Annotated in this window: 18 protein-coding genes; 12 read left to right on the top strand and 6 right to left on the bottom strand. The window is 70.7% G+C overall.

All coding sequences use genetic code 11. The annotated features are described in order from the left end of the window. Positions 1–4,683 carry a hypothetical protein gene (locus tag NR798_RS15780; protein WP_375772297.1) on the bottom strand — a complete coding sequence of 1,561 codons (4,683 nt, stop codon included), beginning with the start codon at positions 4,681–4,683 and terminating at the stop codon, positions 1–3. Between the two features lie 101 nt (positions 4,684–4,784). On the opposite strand from NR798_RS15780, the gene NR798_RS15775 reads away from it, so the two are divergent. From NR798_RS15775 to NR798_RS15745, 7 genes are all read left to right on the top strand, one after another. Then, positions 4,785–5,588: an IF-2 protein gene (locus tag NR798_RS15775; protein WP_375772296.1), complete on the top strand. Its 804-nt coding sequence runs from the start codon at positions 4,785–4,787 to the stop codon at positions 5,586–5,588. Between the two features lie 156 nt (positions 5,589–5,744). After that, on the top strand, positions 5,745–6,197 hold the full coding sequence (locus tag NR798_RS15770) for a dirigent protein (RefSeq protein ID WP_375772295.1): 453 nt from the start codon (positions 5,745–5,747) through the stop codon (positions 6,195–6,197). A 53-nt stretch (positions 6,198–6,250) separates the two neighbouring features. After that, the gene (locus tag NR798_RS15765) at positions 6,251–6,811 is read left to right on the top strand and encodes an MmcQ/YjbR family DNA-binding protein (RefSeq protein WP_375772294.1); all 561 of its coding nucleotides are present in this window, start codon (positions 6,251–6,253) and stop codon (positions 6,809–6,811) included. 324 nt (positions 6,812–7,135) lie between these two features. Further along, positions 7,136–8,038, top strand: coding sequence for a hypothetical protein (locus tag NR798_RS15760; RefSeq protein ID WP_375772293.1), 903 nt, complete (start codon positions 7,136–7,138; stop codon positions 8,036–8,038). 198 nt (positions 8,039–8,236) lie between these two features. After that, a complete protein-coding gene (locus NR798_RS15755) occupies positions 8,237–10,009 on the top strand; it encodes a vitamin K epoxide reductase family protein (RefSeq protein WP_375772292.1) in 1,773 nt (590 codons plus the stop codon). After that, positions 10,006–10,962: a RimK family alpha-L-glutamate ligase gene (locus tag NR798_RS15750; RefSeq protein WP_375772291.1), complete on the top strand. Its 957-nt coding sequence runs from the start codon at positions 10,006–10,008 to the stop codon at positions 10,960–10,962. The genes NR798_RS15755 and NR798_RS15750 overlap by 4 nt, the downstream gene beginning before the upstream one ends. A gap of 180 nt (positions 10,963–11,142) precedes the next feature. Continuing rightward, on the top strand, positions 11,143–11,304 hold the full coding sequence (locus NR798_RS15745) for a hypothetical protein (RefSeq protein WP_375772290.1): 162 nt from the start codon (positions 11,143–11,145) through the stop codon (positions 11,302–11,304). Between the two features lie 69 nt (positions 11,305–11,373). Here the strand turns inward: NR798_RS15745 and NR798_RS15740 are convergent, their stop codons facing one another. The 5 genes from NR798_RS15740 to NR798_RS15720 form a co-directional block, all read right to left on the bottom strand. Then, on the bottom strand, positions 11,374–11,544 hold the full coding sequence (locus tag NR798_RS15740; RefSeq protein WP_375772289.1) for a hypothetical protein: 171 nt from the start codon (positions 11,542–11,544) through the stop codon (positions 11,374–11,376). Further along, positions 11,545–13,785 (bottom strand): peptidase domain-containing ABC transporter, encoded by a 2,241-nt coding sequence (locus NR798_RS15735; protein WP_375772288.1) that lies wholly within the window; start codon positions 13,783–13,785, stop codon positions 11,545–11,547. A 117-nt stretch (positions 13,786–13,902) separates the two neighbouring features. Further along, positions 13,903–14,436 (bottom strand): hypoxanthine phosphoribosyltransferase, encoded by a 534-nt coding sequence (hpt, locus tag NR798_RS15730; protein ID WP_375772287.1) that lies wholly within the window; start codon positions 14,434–14,436, stop codon positions 13,903–13,905. Positions 14,437–14,446: 10 nt separating this feature from the next. Beyond that, complete coding sequence (locus NR798_RS15725; protein WP_375772286.1) at positions 14,447–15,262, bottom strand: uracil phosphoribosyltransferase; 816 nt, start codon at positions 15,260–15,262, stop codon at positions 14,447–14,449. 6 nt (positions 15,263–15,268) lie between these two features. Further along, a complete protein-coding gene (locus NR798_RS15720) occupies positions 15,269–15,871 on the bottom strand; it encodes a thymidine kinase (protein ID WP_375772285.1) in 603 nt (200 codons plus the stop codon). 134 nt (positions 15,872–16,005) lie between these two features. On the opposite strand from NR798_RS15720, the gene NR798_RS15715 reads away from it, so the two are divergent. From NR798_RS15715 to pth, 5 genes are all read left to right on the top strand, one after another. Further along, positions 16,006–16,407, top strand: coding sequence for a DUF5658 family protein (locus NR798_RS15715; protein WP_375772284.1), 402 nt, complete (start codon positions 16,006–16,008; stop codon positions 16,405–16,407). A 91-nt stretch (positions 16,408–16,498) separates the two neighbouring features. Further along, entirely contained in the window at positions 16,499–16,804 is a 306-nt protein-coding gene (gene spoVG / locus NR798_RS15710) for a septation regulator SpoVG (RefSeq protein ID WP_375772283.1), read from the top strand. 66 nt (positions 16,805–16,870) lie between these two features. Continuing rightward, positions 16,871–17,824 carry a ribose-phosphate pyrophosphokinase gene (locus NR798_RS15705; protein WP_375772282.1) on the top strand — a complete coding sequence of 318 codons (954 nt, stop codon included), beginning with the start codon at positions 16,871–16,873 and terminating at the stop codon, positions 17,822–17,824. A gap of 203 nt (positions 17,825–18,027) precedes the next feature. Next, complete coding sequence (locus tag NR798_RS15700; protein WP_375773771.1) at positions 18,028–18,720, top strand: 50S ribosomal protein L25/general stress protein Ctc; 693 nt, start codon at positions 18,028–18,030, stop codon at positions 18,718–18,720. 72 nt (positions 18,721–18,792) lie between these two features. Beyond that, complete coding sequence (gene pth, locus NR798_RS15695; RefSeq protein ID WP_375772281.1) at positions 18,793–19,371, top strand: aminoacyl-tRNA hydrolase; 579 nt, start codon at positions 18,793–18,795, stop codon at positions 19,369–19,371. The last annotated feature ends 75 nt before the right edge of the window (positions 19,372–19,446 follow it).

The raw sequence follows: 19,446 nt of genomic DNA, 5'->3' as shown, positions 1-19,446 counted from the left end.
TCAGCCCGGGTCTTCGGGTTTCGGGGTGGACGCGGGCGCCGCTGAAGCGGGTGTGCTCCCCTTCGGGCGGCGAAGCAACTCATTCTTGACCGCGTTCAGCTCGGCGTTGGCCCGAGCGTAGATGTCCTGGACGGTGTCCGCCCCCTTGCGGGCGGAGAGGCGCTTCAAGGCGGCCAGCTCCGCCTCCTGCTCCTCCAGGCGACGCTTCTGCTCGCCCAGGACCAGGTCGCGCTCGGCCAGGGTACTCTGGAGGTTGTCCAGCTCGCCCTGCAGCCGCTCCAGCTCCTCGGACATCTCCAGGATGGCCTCGGAGTCCGATACCGGCTTGCGCGCCTGGAGCTGCTCGATGCGCTCGCGCAGCCCGGCCCGCTCCGTCTCCATCATCTGGATGCGGGCATTGAGGGCCTCGGCGGCCCTGGCCTTCTCGGTGCGCTCGACGTCGAGGAACTTCACCGCCTCGGCGGAGGCCGCCTCCAGCGCCGTCACCCGGCCCTCCAGACGGATGCGCGCCGCACGGGCCACCGTGAGGTCCGAGTTGAGCCGCTCGCGCTCGGAGAGGAGCGTGCCCTTCTCCATTTCGAGCTTCGCGAACTGCTCCTGGACGGCCTGCGCGGAGCTCTCCCGCTCCCGGGCCCGCCGCTCCGCCTCCTCCGTCCTGGCCTCCAGGGCGGCCAGCTTCGCTTCCAGCTCCGCCCGCTGGGCCTCCAGCCCGGCCCGCTGCGCCTGGGCGGCGGCCTCGCGCTCCCGGGCCCGCTCCTCCGCATCGCTCGCCTGGGCCTCCAGCTCGGCCAGCTTCGCCTCGATGGCGGCCTCGCGCTCCCGGGCCCGCTCCTCCGCCTCGCTCGCCTGGGCCTCCAGCCCGGTCTGCTTCGCCCTGGCGGCCTCCAGCTCGGTCCGGGCCTCCGCCAGCCGCGTCTCCAGCTCTTCCGCCGAGCGCCGCGCCTCGGCCACCCGCTCCCGCTCCGCCTGGCGCTCCTCCTGGGAGAGGGCCAGCCCGGCGCGAAGTGTCTCCAGCTCCTCCCGCGCGCTCTCCAGCCCCGCGCGTGCCTTCTCCAACTCCTCCCGGGCACTGCCGAGCGCCGCGCGCTCCTCCTGGAGGGCCGACTCGAGCGAGGGCGCCTTGCCCGCGATGCGCCGCGCCGACTCGAGCTGCAGGGTGACCAGCTCCATCTGCTCGTGCTCCGCGGCGAGCCGGGTCCGGACCTCGGACACCTCCTTCTGGAGGTGAGCGATGTGCGCGTCCCGGTCCCGCAGCCCCTGGTGGGCCTGCTGGAGCGCCATGGAGGCTTGATGCGCCTGGAAGCGGGTGGCATCGAGCTGCGCCACCTGGGCCCGCAGCGCCTCCAGCTCCTGGTCCTTCTTGGCCAGGTCGTCCCGGAGGCCCTCCACCTCCATCCGGACTTCCAGCGCGTCGCGCTTGCGGGTGTCGCGCTCGGTGGAGATGGCCTCCTCGCGCGCCCGGGCCTCCGCGAGCGACTGCTTCAGGGCCTCCTCGCGGGTACGTCCCTCCTCCAGGCCCGCCCGGAGCTCCTCGACGAGCCGCTTCTGCTCCGTCAGGGAAGCGCCCAGCGCCTCGCCCTCGCGCCGGGCCTCCTCCACCTCCGCGCGCAGCGCCGAGGACTCCCGCCGGGCCTCCTCCAGCGCCTCGAGCCGGGCCCGCTCGCGCTCGTCCGCGCCCGCCCGGGCCGACTCCAGGTCCGCGCGTGCCTCGGCGAGCGACTGCGCCAGGGCCTCGCGTCCGGAGCGCTCCGACTCCAGTTGCCGCCGCGTCTCCTCGAGGGCCGCCTCGGACGCCTCGTGTCCGCGCTCCAACTCCAGGCGCAGCGCATCGCGCTCCACCTCGAGCCCGGCGCGGACCTGGGCCAGGAGAACCTCCGCCTTCTCGCGCTCGGACGCGAGCGACACCTCGGCCTCGGTGCGCTGCCGCCGCTCGGCCTCCAGCTGCGTCCAGGCGGTCTCCAGCGACTCCTCGGTACGCGTCCTGTTCGCGCGCTCCGACTCCAGCTCGGCCTGGACGGTGGCGAGCGACGCCTCCGCTCCGGTGCGCTGCCGCCGCTCCGCCTCCAGCTCGGCGAGCACCCGCGTGGTGGATTCCTTCGACGCGCCATGCGCCTGCCACGCGGACTCGAGCCCGGCCCGGGCCAGGGCCAGCTCGGCCTCCAGTTCGGAGCTCCGCTGCCGCTCGGCCTTGAGCTCGGCCCGCCCCTGCGCCTGGGACTCCTCCACCAGGGTCCTCTGATGCCGCTCCACCTCGAGCTCGGCCTGCACCTGCGCCAGCTCGGACGCCAGCCCGGTGCTCCCCTGCCGCTCGGCCTCGAGCCCGGCCTGCACCTCGGCCAGGGCCGCCTCCACGCGAGCCCGCTGCTGGCGCTCCTCGTCGAGCACGGCCTGGAGCTTCGAGCCCTCCTCATCCCCCAGGAGGCGCTGCTGCCGCTCCGACTTCAGCTCAGCGCGGACATTGGAAAGCGCCTCGCGGGTCTCCTCGAGCCGCTGGTGCTCGGCCTGCAGCCGGGCCTCGGCCTGGGCCACGGCCTCCTCCAGCCGGGCCCTGCCCTCGCGCTCCAGCTCGAGCTCGGCCAGTGCCTGCTCGCGCGCCTCGTCGGCCCGGGCCCGCGCCTGCTGCTCCGCCGTGATGGAGCCCTGCGTCGCCTTCAGCGCCGCGTCCAGCCGGGTGATCGACTCCACGTCCGAGGCCCGCACCCGCTCCAGCTCGGTGAGCGTCGCCTCGACCTCCACCACGCGCCGCCGGAGGGTTCCGCGCTCATCGGCCCACTGCTGCCGCTGGGCCTCCAGCTCGGCGAGGGCCCGCGAGGCCTCCTCGCGCGCGGCGGCCTCCACGCGCACCTGGTTCTCGAGCCCCTCGGCACGCGACTCCTGGGCCTCGCGAGCGGCCTTCTCCCCGGCGGCGTCTGCCTCGGCCTGCTCCGTCCTGGCCCGCTCCTGCGCCACCCGCGTCTCCGCGCGCTGGCGCTCCTCCTCGATGGTCTCCTCCAGCTCCGCCGCGGCGCGGACCCGCTCCTCCTCCAGCGACTCCAGGCTGCCCCGGGCCTCGTGCAGCTCCTGCTCGAGCCGGGCCGCCGCCGTGCGCAGGTTCTCCTCGGCGCGCGAGCGGACCTCCACCTCGGCCGTGAGCCGCTCCAGCTCGGCACGCGCCGCCGTGAGCTCCGTCTCCAGCCCGCGCCACTCGGCCTCGCGGGCCGTCAGGCGCACCTCCGCGTCACGCCGCGCCGCCTCCGCGGCCGACACGCGCCGGGAGCCGTCCTCCACCTCGCGCGACAGGCGCGCCAGGTCCGCGTCACGCGAGCGCAGCAGCGACTCGGACGTCTGGCGGGCCTGCTCGCCCCGGGCCACGTCCGACTTGAGCAGCTCCACCGCGGCGAGCGACGTCGAATACTGCTCGGCCAGACGCAGCTCGCGCTCGCGGGCCGCCTCCACCTGCCGCCGCAGCTCCTCGGACTGCTCCCGCGCGCGCTCCGCCGAGAGCCGGTCCTTCTCGCGCTCGACGCGCAAGGAGGCCAGCTCGTCCTGCAGCTCGCGCAGCTGGGTGTACGCCTGGGTGAGGCGCTCGCGCGACTCCTCCAGGGTGGTGTTCAGCTCCTCGCGGCGCGCGCGCTCCAGCCGCAGCGTCTCCTGGGCGCCGAGGACCTGGACCTCCGACTCCTTGCGGGTGCGCTCGGCGGCCTCCAGCTCCAACCGCTGCTGGCCCAGGCGCCGGTCCGCGTCGGCCACGCGCTCCAGGGCCACCTGCAATTCCAGCTCGGTGCGGCGCAGGCGGGAGGACAGCTCGTCGCGCTCGCGGGTGGTCTCCGGGGTGCCGCGCGCCTGCTCCAGCTGCGCGGTGAGCCGGGCCACCTCGTCGCGGGCAAGCTCCAGGGCCGGCTTGAGCTGCGTCACCTCGCTCTCGCGGTCGGTCAGCTCCGCGCGCAGCCGGGTGAGGGACTCCTTGAGGCGCCCGGTGCGCTCCTCCCAGCCCTTGGCGCGCTGGGCCACCTCGTCCAGCTTGCCGCGGGTGAAGGCGAGCGGCTCGGGAGGCAGCTGCACCCAGGTGGGGTCTACGATGCGGGCGGGCTCGGCGCCGGCCACCACCACGTAGTAGGCCGCCTCGCTGCCCCGGATGAGGGAGCCGTCCACCTGGAGGCCATCGCCCTTCTCGAAGGCAATCTGGTAGCCCAGCACGGGCGACTGCGTGGCCACCTCCACGTTGGGGAAGTGCGGGGAGAGCGCATCGAGCAGCTGCCCGTACGTGGGCGGCACCCCCTCCTCCACGTCCATGAGCTGCCAGAGGGCGAGCCCCGCCGTGTTGCTCAGGCCGCCGATGAGGTAGCCCTGGCGGCTCACGAGCCGGGCCAGCTCGGCTAGGAGCATGGGCGCGCGCACGTAGGGGGCGAGGTCCGCCACCAGCACCAGGTCGAAGCTGCCGGGCTCGAGGTCGTCGTAGATGTTGGCGCGGTAGCGCAGCGAGGCGCCGCCGTGGGCCTTCTGGGCGGCCGCCACCGCCGCGAGGTCCGCGTCACAGGCCACGACGGTGCGGGCGCCGCGCTCCAGGAGGAAGCGCGCGCTCTCGCCGCCGGTGGTGGCGACCGCGTCCACCTCCAACACGCGACGGCGTGCGAAGAGGCTCTCCGCGAAGATGTACCGGGGCAACAGCTCGCTGGTCCCCAGGCGGCGGAATGTGGGATGCATGAGTAGGGCCGGCCGAGTATAGCCCTGGAGACGGTTGTCCCAAGGAAAGCACTGGGGCCGGGAAATCGGCTCGCCGCCTGGACGTCTGGGGAGCAAGCGACATGAATCCCATGATGAACCCGCAGCAGAACCGGCCGGGCTTCGGCCGCCGGGCCACGAGCGCCTTCACGCGGCTGCTCGTCACCCTCCTGATTCTGGGCCTGGGAGGGGCGGTGGCCTTCCTGCTCTCGCAGCTCAACGCGCGCACCTTCACCCTGGCCCAGGAGAGCGGGCAGTTGGTGGTGATGAAGGGGCGGATGCTCCCCACCGGAGCGGCGCCCTACCGGCCCGGGGACGCGCGGCTGGCGGACGCCTACGCCCCCATCCCCCTCGAGGGCAGGGACGTGTCGTCCTTGATGGAGCAACGGTTCACCGAGCGGGACGAGCTGGACCGAGCCCTCTTCCCGGTGCTGGAGGGGCTCGCCCGGCCGCGGGTGCAGTCGGACGAGCCGGCCGTGCTGGAAAAGGGCCTCTACTACCTGCGGCGCGCCGAGCTTCTCTCCGGGCTGACGGACGAGCAGCGCCGCACGCTGGAGGCGATGAAGGCGGACGTGGCCTTCTTCCAGGCGCGGCAGAAGCTGGAGGAGGCGCGGCGGGACGTGACGGAGGCGCTGACGCAGTTGAAGCTCGCCGCGGAGAGCCGCAACCGCAACACGCAGCGGGCCAACCAGATGCTCACCGCGGTGGGCCCCGCGGCCCAGGCGCTGGAGAAGGCCCTGAGGGCCGTGGATGCCAGCCTGGCCGAGCCCGGCACCGCCCCGGCGCCCTCTGACACGGCTCTGCCCCCTCCAGCCCCCGAGAGCCAGCCGGCAGCGCCCCAGCCGCGGGACGCCGGGACCACGACGCCCCCCGCGACGCCCCCGTAGCGCGCCCTTCCAGCCGCTCTCGATTTCCAGACGGGCCGCCATCACCGCGCCCGGCGGACACGGGGGCGCACGGAGGGATTTTGCCCTGACGCTCCCCGAGGGCCGTGTTACGCGCCTGGGGTGGCTCCAAAGCGAGCCACTCCAAGGAGCGACACGATGCGCAAGATCATCCTCATGGCTGTCTTCACCGCCCAGGTGCTGGGCTGTACCAACAACGGCCCCGCGGAGGAGGCCTGGACCCTGAACACCATCGCCGATGCCCGCACCGGCATCGCCACGCCGGTGGATCTGGGTCCGCCGGGTGACTCGCCGGGCGACATGTTCGTGTTCGACCAGCCGCTGTTGAACGAGGCCAGGGAGAACATCGGCAGCAACAGCGGCTACTGCGTCCGGACGCTGCCCGGCCAGTTCAGTGAATGCCAGTGGACGCTGACGATGGCCGACGGAACCATCACCGTCGCGGGCCGGGAAGCCGAGATGGGCACCTCCCGGATCCCGATCATCGGAGGCACGGGCGCCTTCGAAGGAGCGAGCGGCGTGCTGACCACCACGCCCAACGGAGACAGGACGTTCACCCAGGTGCTCACGCTGTTGAAGCCGAAGAAGTAAAGGAGGCGCGCCCGCGTGCGGTATACCTGAGCGCCCACGAGGAGACGCACTCCATGACGATGACTCCGGTTCCCCCCGAGATGAAGCGACTCGAGCCCTTCGAGCTGGCCCTGCGTGAGGCGGGCATGGGCTACCCCGAGGTGACCGAGGAGTTCCCGTGGGGACACCGGACGCTGAAGGTGAAGGGCAAGGCCTTCGTCTTCCTGACGCTGACGGGCGAGGGCCTGTCGATGTCCGTGAAGCTGCCGGAGTCGAACGGCGCGGCGCTGATGCTGCCGTTCGTGCAGCCGACCGGGTACGGACTGGGAAAGAGCGGCTGGGTGTCCGCCAACTTCGGTGCGCGCGACACGCCGCCGCTCGACATGCTGCGCAAGTGGCTCGAGGAGAGCTACCGCGCGGTGGCGCCCAAGAAGCTCGCGGCGCAGCTGGGCGGAACGACGGGAGCGAAGAAGACGGAGGCCGCGCCCGCCAAGGCCCGGAGCGCACCGGCCCGGAAGTCCGCGCCCGCCGCCAAGAAGAAGACTCCCGCGAAGAAGGCTCCCGTGAAGAAGGCCGCCGCCAAGAAGACCGCGGCGAAAAAGGCCCCGGCGGGTGCGCGAGCCCGGCGCGCTTGAGGCTCGAAGCAAACCTCAGTGGGGCTCAGCGACATTGCGGCACCACGCTAAGGGAGAGCGTATGACGCGCCGATTGTTGCCGTTGACGCTGCTCCTCACCCTGGAAACAGGATGCCCGCATGCCTGGGTAAAGGGTGGCGCCATCGACATGGCCCTGCGCAAGGACATGGAAGAGGAACAGAGGAACCGTAGGCTGGAGTTCCCCTGCAAGATGCCCCACGAGGAATGGCTGGCACTCTGCTCTGACGAAGACGGCCGAACGACATCACCGGAGTGCCCACGGGAGTGCCGTCCACGCAAGTAGTCTCGAGGCCAAGCATCTCCATGAAATGGCGCACAGTGGTGGCCGCCGTCTTCGGCATCCTCCTATCGATGCCACTGCTGTGGCTGCTTTTCATTTCGTTGCCCGGCCCTGACCTGGGCAAGCCGCGCGCCCAGCAGCTGAATGTCATTCCCATGCTCACCGACGTGGAGCGACAGAACGTGCTCACCTACGGCCGGGAGTGCCGCACGGACGCGGACTGTGATTCGCGGCTCCGCTGCTTCTTCAGCATGGTGACCCAGGATAGCTACTGCGTGGATAGCAGGTGCATGACGGACCTGCAGTGCCAGGATGGATTCACGTGCCAGACCTACAAAGCCAGGAATGGCCATGACCTGCTCAAGGCGTGCTCGTTGGTGGGACAGCGCAAGGAGGGAGAGGTGTGCGCCATGTTCACCCGCGAGCCCCAGTATGGCTGTGAGCGAGGCCTGCTCTGTCATTTCCGGTGCGGCCGTCCGTGCCGGGTGGAAGACCCCACGAGCTGCCCGGAAGGCTACTTCTGCGAGGAGAATCCAGCGGCAGTGAGTGCCGCCTGCCAGCCCACGTGCCAGGGGCGCACCTGTCCCGAGGGGCAGCAATGCGTCTCCGTAGGCGGGCGTGCCTCCATCTGCGCCAAGGTGCATGGGCAGAACTGCAAGCAGACGCCCTGCCCCCAGGGCCAGGTCTGCACGTTCAGCGACTACCCCCAGCCGGTGGACGAGGTATGGATGGGATGCTCGCAAACCTGTGGCGCCCGCCAGGATGAGCCGCCCTGCCCCGAAGGAACCGTCTGCGACTTGTACCGGTGCCGGAAGACCTGCACTCCCGGCGACTCCACCGCCTGCGAACCGGGCTACGTCTGCAAGCGCGGTTCTGAGGATAGGTGGCTTTGTAGACCCGACCACCGGACCGAGGGGGAGGACTGACGCCGTCCCTCCTGACTTGTGGCGGGGAGGTACTCCAGAACGAAACCGGATTGCCAGGTGTTGGAGGAGGACGCTTTGCCTCCCCGGCGCATGGCCCGGAAGCGGAGGGATGTTCAGTACCCGGCCGTATCGCGCGGATGGAAGGCACGGCCCGTCGTCGCCCGGGGGCACGCTGCCTACCCTCCCGCGCACCTTCCGATGCTCCGAGATCCCGATGTCCCCAGCGATGACCCGGCGGAGGTCCTCGCCGAGGTGGCCCGGCGCCTGGGCCTGCGCTACTCGCGAACGCACGTGCGCGAGGTGCTCGCGCGTCACGCGCAACCTGGCTCCCTGCTGGCCCTGGCGCAGGAGGCTCCCGTGCTGGGGCTCGACGTCACGGCGGGCCAGGGAGACCTGGAGACCCTCGACGCCCTGGAGGCGGACGAGTTGCCCGCCATCCTCCACTTCCAGTCCGGGCCCCAGGGAGGGTTCGGCCTGCTCGAATCGGTCACTCCGCACACGGCGGACACGCCTGGCACCTTCCGCATCTGGGACAGCCGGCGGGGCAGCCGGGAGATGGAGCGGGACACGCTCGCGGCCCTCTGGTCGGGCGTCGTCGTCTTCCTGGAGTACGGCGGCGAGGGCGAGCCCGAGCCGGGCTACCTCCGCCACCGCGCACGGGAGCTGCTCCTCGAGAAGTGGAAGCTGAGGACGGCCCTCGTCGGCCCGTCCGCCTCGCCGTGGATGCGCGGGGGACTGGCCGTGCTGGTGGGGGTGCTGCTCGTGCTAGCCGTCCTCGCCCAACCCGCCGGGCTCCGGCTGCCCACCGCGCTGCTGGCCCTGCTCTCGGGGGTGGGCCTCGCGGCGGCGCTCGCGGCGCTCTCGTGGACGCGCGGGGGCAAGGCCTCGCGCCTGTGCGGAGGTGGCGGACCGCTGGACTGCGAGAGCGTGCTGCTCTCCGCCTGGGCGAGTCCCGCCGGAGTACCGCTCGCCGGGCTGGGCACCGCCTTCTTCGGAGCCCAGTTGCTGGTGCTGAGCACCGCTCCGCTCGGAGGCGGCCCGGTGCAGACGTGGCTCACGGGCGCGTCCTTCCTCCCCACCCTGCCCCTCTCCGTCCTGCTGGTCCTGGCGCAGGTGCGGATGCGGCGCGTCTGCACGCTCTGCATGGTGGTGCATGCGGTGGACGCCGGTGGCGCGGCCGTCTTCCTCCTCGGAGTCCTGCCGCACTGGCCCGCGCCGCCTCCGGGGCTGCTGCCCGCCGCGCTCCTGCTGGTGCTCCTCGTCGGGCTGGTGCTGTCCTCAATGGTCCCCCTGCTCTCCCGCGGCGATGAGGGCGAGTCCCTCCTCCGGGAGCACACGCGCCTCTTGCGCTCGCCCCTGGCGACGCTCGCGCAACTCTCCCAGGAGCCACGGCTGGCCCTGGATGCGGAGGCCCTCGGTCCCCGGCTGGGCGAACCGGACGCGCCGCACGTGCTCGTCCTGCTGGCACACCCCGCCTGCGGCCATTGCGGCCCCGTGCTGGAGGAGTTGGAGACCCTGGTGATACGGCGGGGAGACCAGGTGCGTGCGTGCGTGGCCCTCGCGCCCATGGACCCGGACGATCCGAAGGATCAGGCGGCCTGCGAGGCACTCGCGGCGGCCGGCGTCGCATGGGGAGGCGAGGTCTTCCTGCAGCTCTTCCGCGCGGCGAAACGGGACTACACGCGCCTGCGGAACGCCGGGGAGCCCCTGGCCCTCGTGGCGGCCGATGCCGGACAGGAGGCCAGGGCACTCACGGGCGCACGGGAGAGCGCCCGGGCCCGCGTGCGCGAGGCCGCCGCGCTCAAGCAGCGTCACGCGCGAGGCCTCCCCACCCTCTTCCTCGATGGCCGCCGCTGCGAGGCGCCGCTGGCCCATGTCGCCGCGTGGCTGGAGCGGCCGGCCCTGCTCGACACCCTCATGCCCCCGGCGGCCTCCGCCGGAGCCCCCCACGAAGGAGCACACGCCCCATGACGACCCGCTCACCCGCCCGGCCCGTCCTCCTCGTGGGCTCCCGCGACGACACGCACGTGTCGGAGGTGGCGCGCCGGGTCGAGGAGGAGGGAGTCGAGGCGCTCGTGGTGGACACGCTCACCTTCCCGCAGGAGACGCGTCTGTCGCTGACGGAGGGGCTCGAGGGCATCACGCTGGATGGCCGCCGCCTCGAGCGCCCTGGGGCCATCTACCTGCGCAGCTACCATGCGCACCCGCTCACCTTCGGCGTGGACGCGAAGGAGGCGATGGACGACGACTGGCGCACCACGCTGGTGGCCTTCCGGGAGAAGACGACGCTGCTGCGCGGGCTGGTGGGGCGCTGGGAGGCGATGGGCGTGCCGCTCTACAACCCGCTCGCCTCGGACTGGCGCACGCCCAAGCCGGTGCAGCTCGCGCTGCTGGCGGACGCGGGGCTGCCGGTGCCGGAGACGCTCTGGACGAATGATCCGGAGGCGGTGCGCCGGTTCGCCGCCGGCCGGCGCGTGGCCTACAAACCCGTCGAGGGCGGCGCGGCCACGCTGGAGCTGGGGCCCGAGGATCTCTCCGGCGCCCGGCTGGAAGCGCTGGAGGCCGCGCCCGTTACCTTCCAGGAGCTGATGCCCGGCGAGGACGTGCGCGTCTACGTGCTCGACGGGGAGATCATCGCCAGCCTGCGCATCATCTCGCGCGCGCTCGACTTCCGGCAGAACGAGGAGCGCATCGAGTCCTTCGAGCTTCCGCCCGAGGTGGCGCGCCAGTGCCTGAGGGCCACGGAGGTGGTGGGGCTGCGCTGGACGGGGATGGACCTCAAGCGCGATGCGCGGGGCACGCTGCGCTTCCTCGAGCTCAACGCCTCGCCCATGTTCCTCGGCTTCGACGCGCGCGCGGGGACGGATCTCCTCGGGCAGCTGGCCCGGGCGCTCGCACGGGCCGCACGCGCTCCCATTCCCTGACACCACGGAGCGAGCCATCAAGCGCCCGTGCCCTGGGCAGCCGGGCAATCGGGCATGGAATGGCTTCTTGGCTCTCTTGGACTGGGCTCTGTCCGGGACTCGTTCTCCCGATTGCAGGTGCATCGAGTGCCTGCGGCATGCGGGATGGACCCGTGAGCCACCGAATCCTGGAGAGACGACATGGAGCCGAAGAAGGAGAAGAAGGTCAAGAAGATCAAGGAGCTCTTCGTGCAGGACCTCGCTCGAATCGAGGGTGGCGCCGGGGTGGAGAAGGGCCCGAAGTGCCCGGAGATCACCACCTTCGCGTGCGGCGAAGAGCCCCCAGGCTGCAGCGCCTGCTGAGCCGTCCCGTTGAAGCGGAGCAGAGCCGGTGGGGACCGCCCCACCGCCCTGCCCTGCGCCGTGGCCCCGCTATCGCCATAAGCCCGCGAGCACCGTGCGGGAGGCCACGAGCACCAGCGCGGCCAGCACCAAGGCAATCAGCACCAGCAGCACGAGGAGCCGCCCGGAGCGCGGCCGCATGACGGCGCGCAGCTCCTCGGTGAGTGTCAGGTCGTCCTCGTCCTCACGCGGGTGCACCATTCAACCCTCCACCTGATTCTCCACGAGCGCGCGGTAGCGCCCGCCCTCCCGGGCCAGCAGCTCCTCGTGGGAGCCCTGCTCCACCACGCGTCCGCGCTCCAGCACGACGATGAGGTCCGCGCGGCGGATGGTGGAGAGCCGGTGCGCCACCACCACCACGGTGCGTCCGGCCGCCTCGCGCTGGAGCGACTCGGTGATGGCGCGCTCGGTGGTGGCATCCAGGTGGCTCGTCGCCTCGTCGAGGAAGAGCACACGGGGGTCGCGGTAGATGGCGCGCGCGAGCTGCAGGCGCTGCTCCTCGCCGCCGGAGAGGCGGATGCCGGACTCACCGATGCGGGTTTCCAGTCCCCGGGGCAGCGCGAGCAGGTCATCCAGACACGCGGTGCGCGCGGCGTGCAGCAGCCGCTCCAGGTCGGGCCGCTCATCGCCCAGGGAGATGTTCTCCGCGAGCGTGCCGTCGAAGATGTCGGTCTTCTGGAAGACGTAGGCCACCGAGCGGCGCAGTTGCGTGGGAGGCAGCGCCTCCAGGGGAAGGCCGTCGTAGAGGATGCGGCCCTGTTGGGGCCGGTAGAGGCCGTGCAGCAGATGGGCGAGCGTCGTCTTGCCGGCGCCGGAGCGGCCCACGATGGCGGTCATCTTCCCCGCGGGCAGGGTAAAGCTCACGTCGTCGAGGATGGGAGGCTCGTGGGGGGAGCCATAGCGGAAGGTGACGTGCTCGAGCCGGATCTCCGGGGCGCGGGCGAGCACGGTGGCACCGGTGCCCGGGGCGTCGAGCAGCTCCGGCTCGGCCTCGTAGACGACCTCCACGCGGCGCAGGGAGAGGGCCACATCCTGCAGCTCGTGCACGAAGGTGACGAGGTTCTGCAGGGGGTTGAGCACCAGGGCGAGGATGGCGAGGGTGGCGACGAGCTGGCCGATGGACAGGCGGCCCTCGAGGACGAGCAAGGCCTCATAGAGGAGGATGCCCAGGTACATGGCCTGGTTGATGAAGAGGGTGCCGCCCTGGTGGAGGGTGTCCAGCAACCAGAGGCGGCGGCAGGCGGCGAAGTCGCGGGCCTGGAGCCGTTCCCAGGAGGCGCGCATCTGCCGCTCGGCGCTGGCGGCCTTGAGGGTCTGGATGCCGCCGAGCATCTGCAGCTCCAGGCGGCTGGCCTCGGCGCCCACGCGGAAGCGCTCGGAGTCCAGCCGGCCGCGGCGAGGCAGCAGCACCAGCGTCCAGGCCGCGTAGAGGACGGCCCCACCGAGGAAGAGGAGGAAGACGGTGGTGTCGTAGACGAAGAGCACCACGGCGTAGCCCACCAGCATCACCAGGTCGAGCAGCACGGAGGAGGCGGCGCCCTGGAGGATGCGGCGGATGCGCTGGTGGTCCTCGATGCGCTTGAGCAGATCACCGCGGTGGCGCCGGGCGAAGAAGGACAGGGGCAGCGACAGCAACCGCTTCCAGAAGCGGGTGAGCAGCAGCATCGAGTAGCTGCCCGACAGCAGGAAGAGGGCGGCGCCCCGGGTGGCGGTGACGGCCACCTGCGCGGCCAGCAGGACGCCCAGGCCCAGGCCGATGGCGGTGAGCAGCGGCACATCGCGCCCGCCCACGGCCTTGTCCACCAGCCCCTGGACGAGGAAGGGCTGCGCCAGCGCCAGGCCCTGAAGCAACAACGTGGCGAGGACGATCTGCACGAGCAGCGCGCGGTAGTGCAGCAGCCCGCGGGCGAAGCGGCGCAGCGCGGTGGGGCGGTGCGCGGGCACATCGGACGCGGCGCGGGGCTGGTGGAGGGCCTCGGTGGGCTCGAGCAGCAGGAGGATGCCATTCCAGTGCGAGGCCAGCTCGGCGCGGGGGATGCGCCGCAGGCCCAGGGCGGGGTCGCCCACCACGGCGTTGCGCGCATTCACCTCATAGAGGACGACGAAGTGGTTGCCCTCCCAGTGGGCGATGGCGGGCAGCAGGGCCTGGCCCTCCTCGTCCTCAAGGTCGTCCGCGTCCTCCACGTGGACGCCGCGCGCCCGGAAGCCGAGCTGCTCCGCCGCGCGGGCGATGTCCAGCAGCGTGGCGCCCGGAGCGCGCACATACGCGAGCTCGCGCAGCAGGGCCTGGGCGTGCTCCGCCCCGTGGAAGGCGGAGATCATCTCCAAGCATGCCGGGCCACAGTCCGACTCCTCCACCTGACGGCGGAGCGGATAGCGGCGGCGCTTGGAGAAGGCGGCGGAGAGGCGCGTGCGAAGGCGCGGGGCGGGAGCGGCTAGCACGGCCCCTCCGATGGGTGGACCCACGCTCGTGGCATGGGTCAGACCATGGGGAGGGGCGGGTTGCCGCGCAAGGAACGCTCGACCCGCTGGCCGCCGGGCCGGGGACCTACCGGGGGACTACTTCCCCTTCATCACGCCGATGAAGGGCAGGTTGCGGTAGCGCTCGGCGTAGTCGAGCCCGTAGCCCACCACGAAGACGTCGTCGATGACGAAGCCCTTGTAGTCGATGGGAATCTGGGTGCGCGCGCGCGAGGGCTTCTCCAGCAGCGAGCACACCTTCAGGGACGCCGGGTGGCGGGCCTTGAGGTTCTCCAGGAGGAAGCTCATGGTGAGCCCCGTGTCGATGATGTCCTCGATGACGAGCAGGTGCTTGCCCGCCATGGGCTTGCTCACGTCGGTGGTGATGCGCACCTCGCCCGTCGTCTCGGTGCCGCCCTGGTACGAGGACACCCCGAGGAACTCGATCGTCAGCGGCAGGTCCACGTAGCGCGCCAGGTCCATGGCGAAGAACGCCGAGCCCTTGAGCACGCAGATGAGCGTCAGCTCCTTGCCCTGATAGTCGCGGGTGATCTGCTCACCCAGCTCGCGCACGCGCGCCTGGAGCTTCTTCTCATCGATGTGGACGCCGACATCCTGCTCGTAGAAAGCCACGGTCGTACCTCTACACGTACGCGTTGTTCATGATCTCCCCGAAGCCGCCGCCGCCGGGGACGATGTATTGCCGGTCATCCAGCCCCCGCTCCTTCTCCCACAGCTCGCCGGGCACCGTGCCGAACACCTCCGGGGGTGACAGCCCGCGGTCCAGGCGCAGCGCGTACACCACCACATCCGGATGCTCGCGGGAAATCCTCCGCAGGAACTCGGGGGTGACGATCAGGTTGAGGCTGAGGATTCTCCGGGGCGTGCCGGGCACCTTCTCCTTGTACATGCTCACCGCGGTGCTCAGGCTGCCGCCGGTGGCGCCCATCGGATCCGGGAAGAGGACGATCGCGTCGTCGATGTCCCCGCCAATCTTGGCCCCGCCGATGTTCGACCCCACCACCGTCTCCTTGGCGTCGATCATCCGGCTCATGATGATGTGATCCTGGCGCACCAGCACCGGATCCACCGTGGTGTTGAGCAGATCGTACGTCACCTGCGAGGGCAGCGTGCCGGCGCGGGCGATGTTCACCGTCACCGCGCGCACCGCCGGATCGATCACCTCGCCCTGGTACATGCCCTGCGGCGTGTAGTCGATCATCCGGGTGGGCATGGCCACCATCTTGCGGGGGAACTCCGCGTTGATGACCGTCTTCACCAGGTCCGTGTAGAGCAGCGCCACCAGCCGGTTGATCTCCGGCTGCACCGTGCCCTTGCTGCACAGCTTCGCCAGTTGCGAGAGCAGGAACGGGTTGCCCACCAGGTGCACGTGGGGGCCGTAGCGGTGGGGCATCTCGCTCAACTGGAAGGGGACGTTGGCGTAGAGGGTGTCGCGCATAAGGCTTCAGTGTTCGAACAGATCGAGCGTCTGAGGAGGCGTGGCCTCGGTGGGCTCGGCCCGGTGGCACTTGCGGCAGCGCGCCTCGTAGGCCCCGGCGGCGCCCACCACCACGCGCTCTCCACTATCCACCAACCGCTGCGAGCGGTTGGCCGGATTCCCACACACCACGCAGATGGCCAGTTGCTTCGTCACGTACTCGGCGATGGCCAGCAGTTGCGGCATCGGCTCGAAGGGGCGGCCCTGGTAGTCCTGGTCCAGCCCCGCGACGATGACGCGAATCCCCCGGTTGGCCAGTGCCTCACACACCGCCACCACCTCGGCCCCGAAGAACTGCACCTCGTCGATGCCCACCACCTGCGTCTTGGGGGACAGGTGGTGGAAAATTTCTTCAGCCCGTTCGATCGGAATGGACGTCAATTTCAACTGGGAGTGGCTGACCACCTGGGTCTCGTCATAGCGGTTGTCCAGTCGCGGCTTGAACACCTGGACGGCCTGCTTGCCGTAGACGGCCCGCTTGATGCGGCGGATCAACTCCTCCGTCTTGCCGGAGAACATCGAACCGCAGATGACCTCTATCCACCCGATGTCATTGGGAAATTGTTGCACGCGGAGGACTCTTCGGGAGGCTGTGCGGGAGCGCGGGTCTCCTCTGTCACGCCCCTCCTGGCACGTCAACTTTCAAAACCCGCCCGCGCTTCCCGCAGAGGGCCTCCAGGACCCCCCGCGCGTTGGCAAGCATCTTGAAGAACCCCGCCCCGGATTCCAACGGGGAGGTCCGGGTGGCGGCGACGACGCAGGCAACACGTTGGGCGGGTATCGAGGGAGCTTCGTTCCACATCACGCCGGCGGCGGTGCTGCTGCTGGTGCTCAACCTCCTGGACGGGCTCTTCACCCTCACCTTTTTACAGCTGGAGGTGGCCGAGGAGCTGAACCCGCTCATGCGGGTGGCCTACGAGCACTCGCCCCTGGCCTTCATGGCCATCAAGGTCACCATCGTGAGCCTCGGGCTGACGCTGCTGTGCCTGCACCGCTCCATGCAGCTGAGCCAGCGGGCCATCCAGGCTGGCGCCGCCCTCTACGTCGTCATCGACGTGTACCACCTCGCCTTCCTGGCCCACATGTGTCATCGGGGCATCGGTTGACGCACAAGAAGCCCCGACAGACTTGCTTTTCCGGGCCGGTCTGACTCAGGCTGCCTCCCTGGCTCGTACCTCTAGGGTCTGTGGGGGGACCATGAACATCACCGACGTCAAGGTGTACCCGGTCGACGAGGATAAGCTGAAGGCCTATGTGACCATCACGCTGGATCACTGTTTCGTGATCCGGGACTTGAAGGTCATCCACGGGGCTTCCGGCTTGTTCATCGCCATGCCGGCCAAGCGCCGCAAGGACGGCACGTACAAGGACATCGCCCATCCGCTCAACGCGGACACGCGCAACCAGATGGAGCGAACCATCCTGCAGGAGTACGAGCGGCAGCAGCACATGCCGGGCGGGGCACCGAGCCCCTTCCTGGCCGCCGCCAGCGACCACGACTGAGCACCGCTCCCGGGGGTTGGAGGAAGGGGCTTCCCTTCCGCCACGGGGCGCGCTAGTAGCGCGCCCATGCAGCAGCCCCGCGACTTCAAGGTGTTCACCGGGAGCTCCAACCCCGGTCTGGCCCACCGCATCTGCGACTATCTCAAGCGTCCCTTGGGGAAGGCCTCGGTCGGCCGCTTCTCGGACGGGGAGATTCACGTGGAGATCGGCGAGAACGTCCGCGGCTCGGACGTCTTCATCGTCCAGTCCACGTGCCCGCCGGCGAATGATCACCTCATGGAGCTGCTCATCATCTGCGACGCGCTCAAGCGCGCGAGCGCCGGCTCCATCAACGCCGTCATCCCCTACTACGGGTATGCCCGGCAGGACCGGAAGGTGGCGCCGCGCACGCCCATCACCGCCAAGCTGATCGCGGATCTGCTGGAGGTGGCCGGGGCCACGCGCGTGGTGTCCATGGACATGCACGCCGGGCAGATCCAGGGCTTCTTCAACATCCCCTCGGATCACCTCTACGCCTCGCCGGTCTTCCTGGATGACCTGCGCAAGAAGTTCCCGGACACGCAGGACCTGGTCATCGTGTCGCCGGACGCGGGCGGCGTGGAGCGGGCGCGCGCCTACTCCAAGCGCCTCAACTGCGGCCTGGCCATCATCGACAAGCGCCGGCCGCGGCCCAACTCCTCCGAGGTGATGAACCTCATCGGAGACGTCACCGGCAAGGACGCGGTGCTGGTGGACGACATGGTGGACACGGCCGGCACGCTCACCCAGGCGGCCGCCGCCCTCAAGGAGCGGGGCGCGCGCCGGATCGTGGCCTATGCCGTCCACCCCATCCTCTCCGGGCCCGCCATCCAGCGCATCCAGGAGTCGGTGCTGGAGGAGGTCGTCCTCACGGACACGGTCCCCCTCTCGCCGGCCGCCCAGGCCTGCGGCAAGCTGAAGATCATCACCACCGAGCGCCTTTTCGGTGAGGCCATCGCGCGCATCCACCGCGCCGACTCGCTCAGCTCCCTCTTCGTCTAGGCGGAGAAGGGCTCTGTTGATCCGCCGGTATCCGCCGGGCGGCTTGACTCTGGCCGTCCGCGCTGGCATGTCGCACCCACACCACGCGGGCCCTTCGCTTCCGGAAGGCGCCGTCTTGGGGCCCGCCACGGGGGCGGGATGCCAGAGGCGCCAGGGTCCAGCGCGGTCACATCGCAGTCCCCATACCGAGGAAATCCATGTCCATCGACAAGAGCACGCTCGAGGTGAAGGCGCGTGAGGGCGCCGGCAAGGGCGCCGCCCGCCGTCTGCGCAGCCAGGGCCTGGTGCCCGCCGTCGTCTACGGCAAGCACTTGGAGAAGCCCCTGAGCGTGGCCGTCGACCCGAAGGCCGTTCGCGCGGCCATCAACACCCCCCACAAGATGAACACCCTCATCACCCTCAAGGGCGTGGGCGCTGACCAGCAGGTCCTCTTCAAGGACTACCAGCGGGATCCGGTCACCCGCGACATCCTCCACGTGGACTTCATCGCCGTGCGCGAGGAGGACCAGGTGAAGGTGAACGTGCCCCTCGTCCTCATCGGCAAGGCCGAGGGTCTGGCCGATGGCGGTCTGCTCACGCAGATCCGCCGTGAGCTCGAGGTCTACGCCAAGCCGCGCGCCATCCCCGAGAAGATCGAGGTGGACGTGACGCCGCTGAAGATCGCCATGGCCATGCACATCAACGATGTGAAGCTGCCCGAGGGCGTGGTGGTGAAGACGAACGTGAACTACACCATCGCCGTCGTGAGCGCGCCCGAGGGTGCGGCCGAGGCGGCTCCCGCGGCGGCGGCTGCGGCTCCCGCGGCGGCGGCTGCGGCCAAGCCGGCGGCTGGTGCGGCGGCGGCCAAGCCCGCGGCCGGTGCGGCGGCCAAGCCCGCGGCCGGCGCGAAGAAGTAGTCTCTTCGTCCTGCCGTACACGCGGGGTCAGCCCACAAGGCTGGCCCCGTCTGTTTTTCCGGAGTCACTGCCATGAAGCTCATCTGTGGACTGGGCAATCCCGGGCGCGAGTACGAGCGCCACCGGCACAACATCGGCTTCATGGTGGTGGAGGCGCTGCTGCCGCGGGCGCGCGCCGAGCTCAACCACGAGAAGTTCCAGGCCCGGGTGGGCCAGGGCACCCTGGGCGGCGAGAAGGTCCTCTTCCTGGAGCCGCAGACGTACATGAACCTGTCTGGCCGCTCGGTGGCCGAGGCGGCGCGCTTCTACAAGGTGGCGGTGGAGGACATCCTCGTCATCCACGACGAGCTGGACATGCCCTTCGGGCGGCTGCAGCTCAAGGCGGGCGGGGGCAGCGGGGGCCACAACGGGCTGAAGAGCACCGTGTCCAGCCTGGGAGCGGACAGCTTCATCCGCCTGCGCTTCGGCATCGGCAAGCCCCAGGGCCCCAACGCCAAGGAGCGGGTGGCCGGCTACGTGCTGTCCAACTTCGATGACGCCGAGCGCCGTCAGCTGGATGACCTGATCGCCCTGGCGGCGGACGCGGCCGACACCTGGGTGCGCGACGGGCTGGCCACGGCCATGAACCGCTACAACAAGCGGGCGCCTTGACTCGGGGTCCTCCCCCCCGTAGAAGGCCCCTTCCCTACTGTCCGGAAGCTTCGGCGGGGCGGGGATGTTCTTTTC

Origin of the sequence: Archangium gephyra (assembly GCF_042230915.1) — a bacterium.
Classification (GTDB): domain Bacteria; phylum Myxococcota; class Myxococcia; order Myxococcales; family Myxococcaceae; genus Archangium; species Archangium gephyra_B.
This window is presented reverse-complemented; position numbering and strand designations above follow the sequence as displayed.

What these genes read in the sequence shown, in the direction of transcription:
- NR798_RS15725 (WP_375772286.1), bottom strand. Translation starts at nt 15,262, where the DNA reads ATGCGCGACACCCTCTACGCCAACGTCCCCTTCCAGTTGAGCGAGATG.
- NR798_RS15750 (WP_375772291.1), top strand. Translation starts at nt 10,006, where the DNA reads ATGACGACCCGCTCACCCGCCCGGCCCGTCCTCCTCGTGGGCTCCCGC.
- NR798_RS15775 (WP_375772296.1), top strand. Translation starts at nt 4,785, where the DNA reads ATGAATCCCATGATGAACCCGCAGCAGAACCGGCCGGGCTTCGGCCGC.
- NR798_RS15755 (WP_375772292.1), top strand. Translation starts at nt 8,237, where the DNA reads ATGCTCCGAGATCCCGATGTCCCCAGCGATGACCCGGCGGAGGTCCTC.
- NR798_RS15760 (WP_375772293.1), top strand. Translation starts at nt 7,136, where the DNA reads ATGAAATGGCGCACAGTGGTGGCCGCCGTCTTCGGCATCCTCCTATCG.
- spoVG (WP_375772283.1), top strand. Translation starts at nt 16,499, where the DNA reads ATGAACATCACCGACGTCAAGGTGTACCCGGTCGACGAGGATAAGCTG.
- NR798_RS15770 (WP_375772295.1), top strand. Translation starts at nt 5,745, where the DNA reads ATGCGCAAGATCATCCTCATGGCTGTCTTCACCGCCCAGGTGCTGGGC.
- NR798_RS15765 (WP_375772294.1), top strand. Translation starts at nt 6,251, where the DNA reads ATGACGATGACTCCGGTTCCCCCCGAGATGAAGCGACTCGAGCCCTTC.
- NR798_RS15705 (WP_375772282.1), top strand. Translation starts at nt 16,871, where the DNA reads ATGCAGCAGCCCCGCGACTTCAAGGTGTTCACCGGGAGCTCCAACCCC.
- NR798_RS15745 (WP_375772290.1), top strand. Translation starts at nt 11,143, where the DNA reads ATGGAGCCGAAGAAGGAGAAGAAGGTCAAGAAGATCAAGGAGCTCTTC.
- NR798_RS15780 (WP_375772297.1), bottom strand. Translation starts at nt 4,683, where the DNA reads ATGCATCCCACATTCCGCCGCCTGGGGACCAGCGAGCTGTTGCCCCGG.
- pth (WP_375772281.1), top strand. Translation starts at nt 18,793, where the DNA reads ATGAAGCTCATCTGTGGACTGGGCAATCCCGGGCGCGAGTACGAGCGC.
- NR798_RS15740 (WP_375772289.1), bottom strand. Translation starts at nt 11,544, where the DNA reads ATGGTGCACCCGCGTGAGGACGAGGACGACCTGACACTCACCGAGGAG.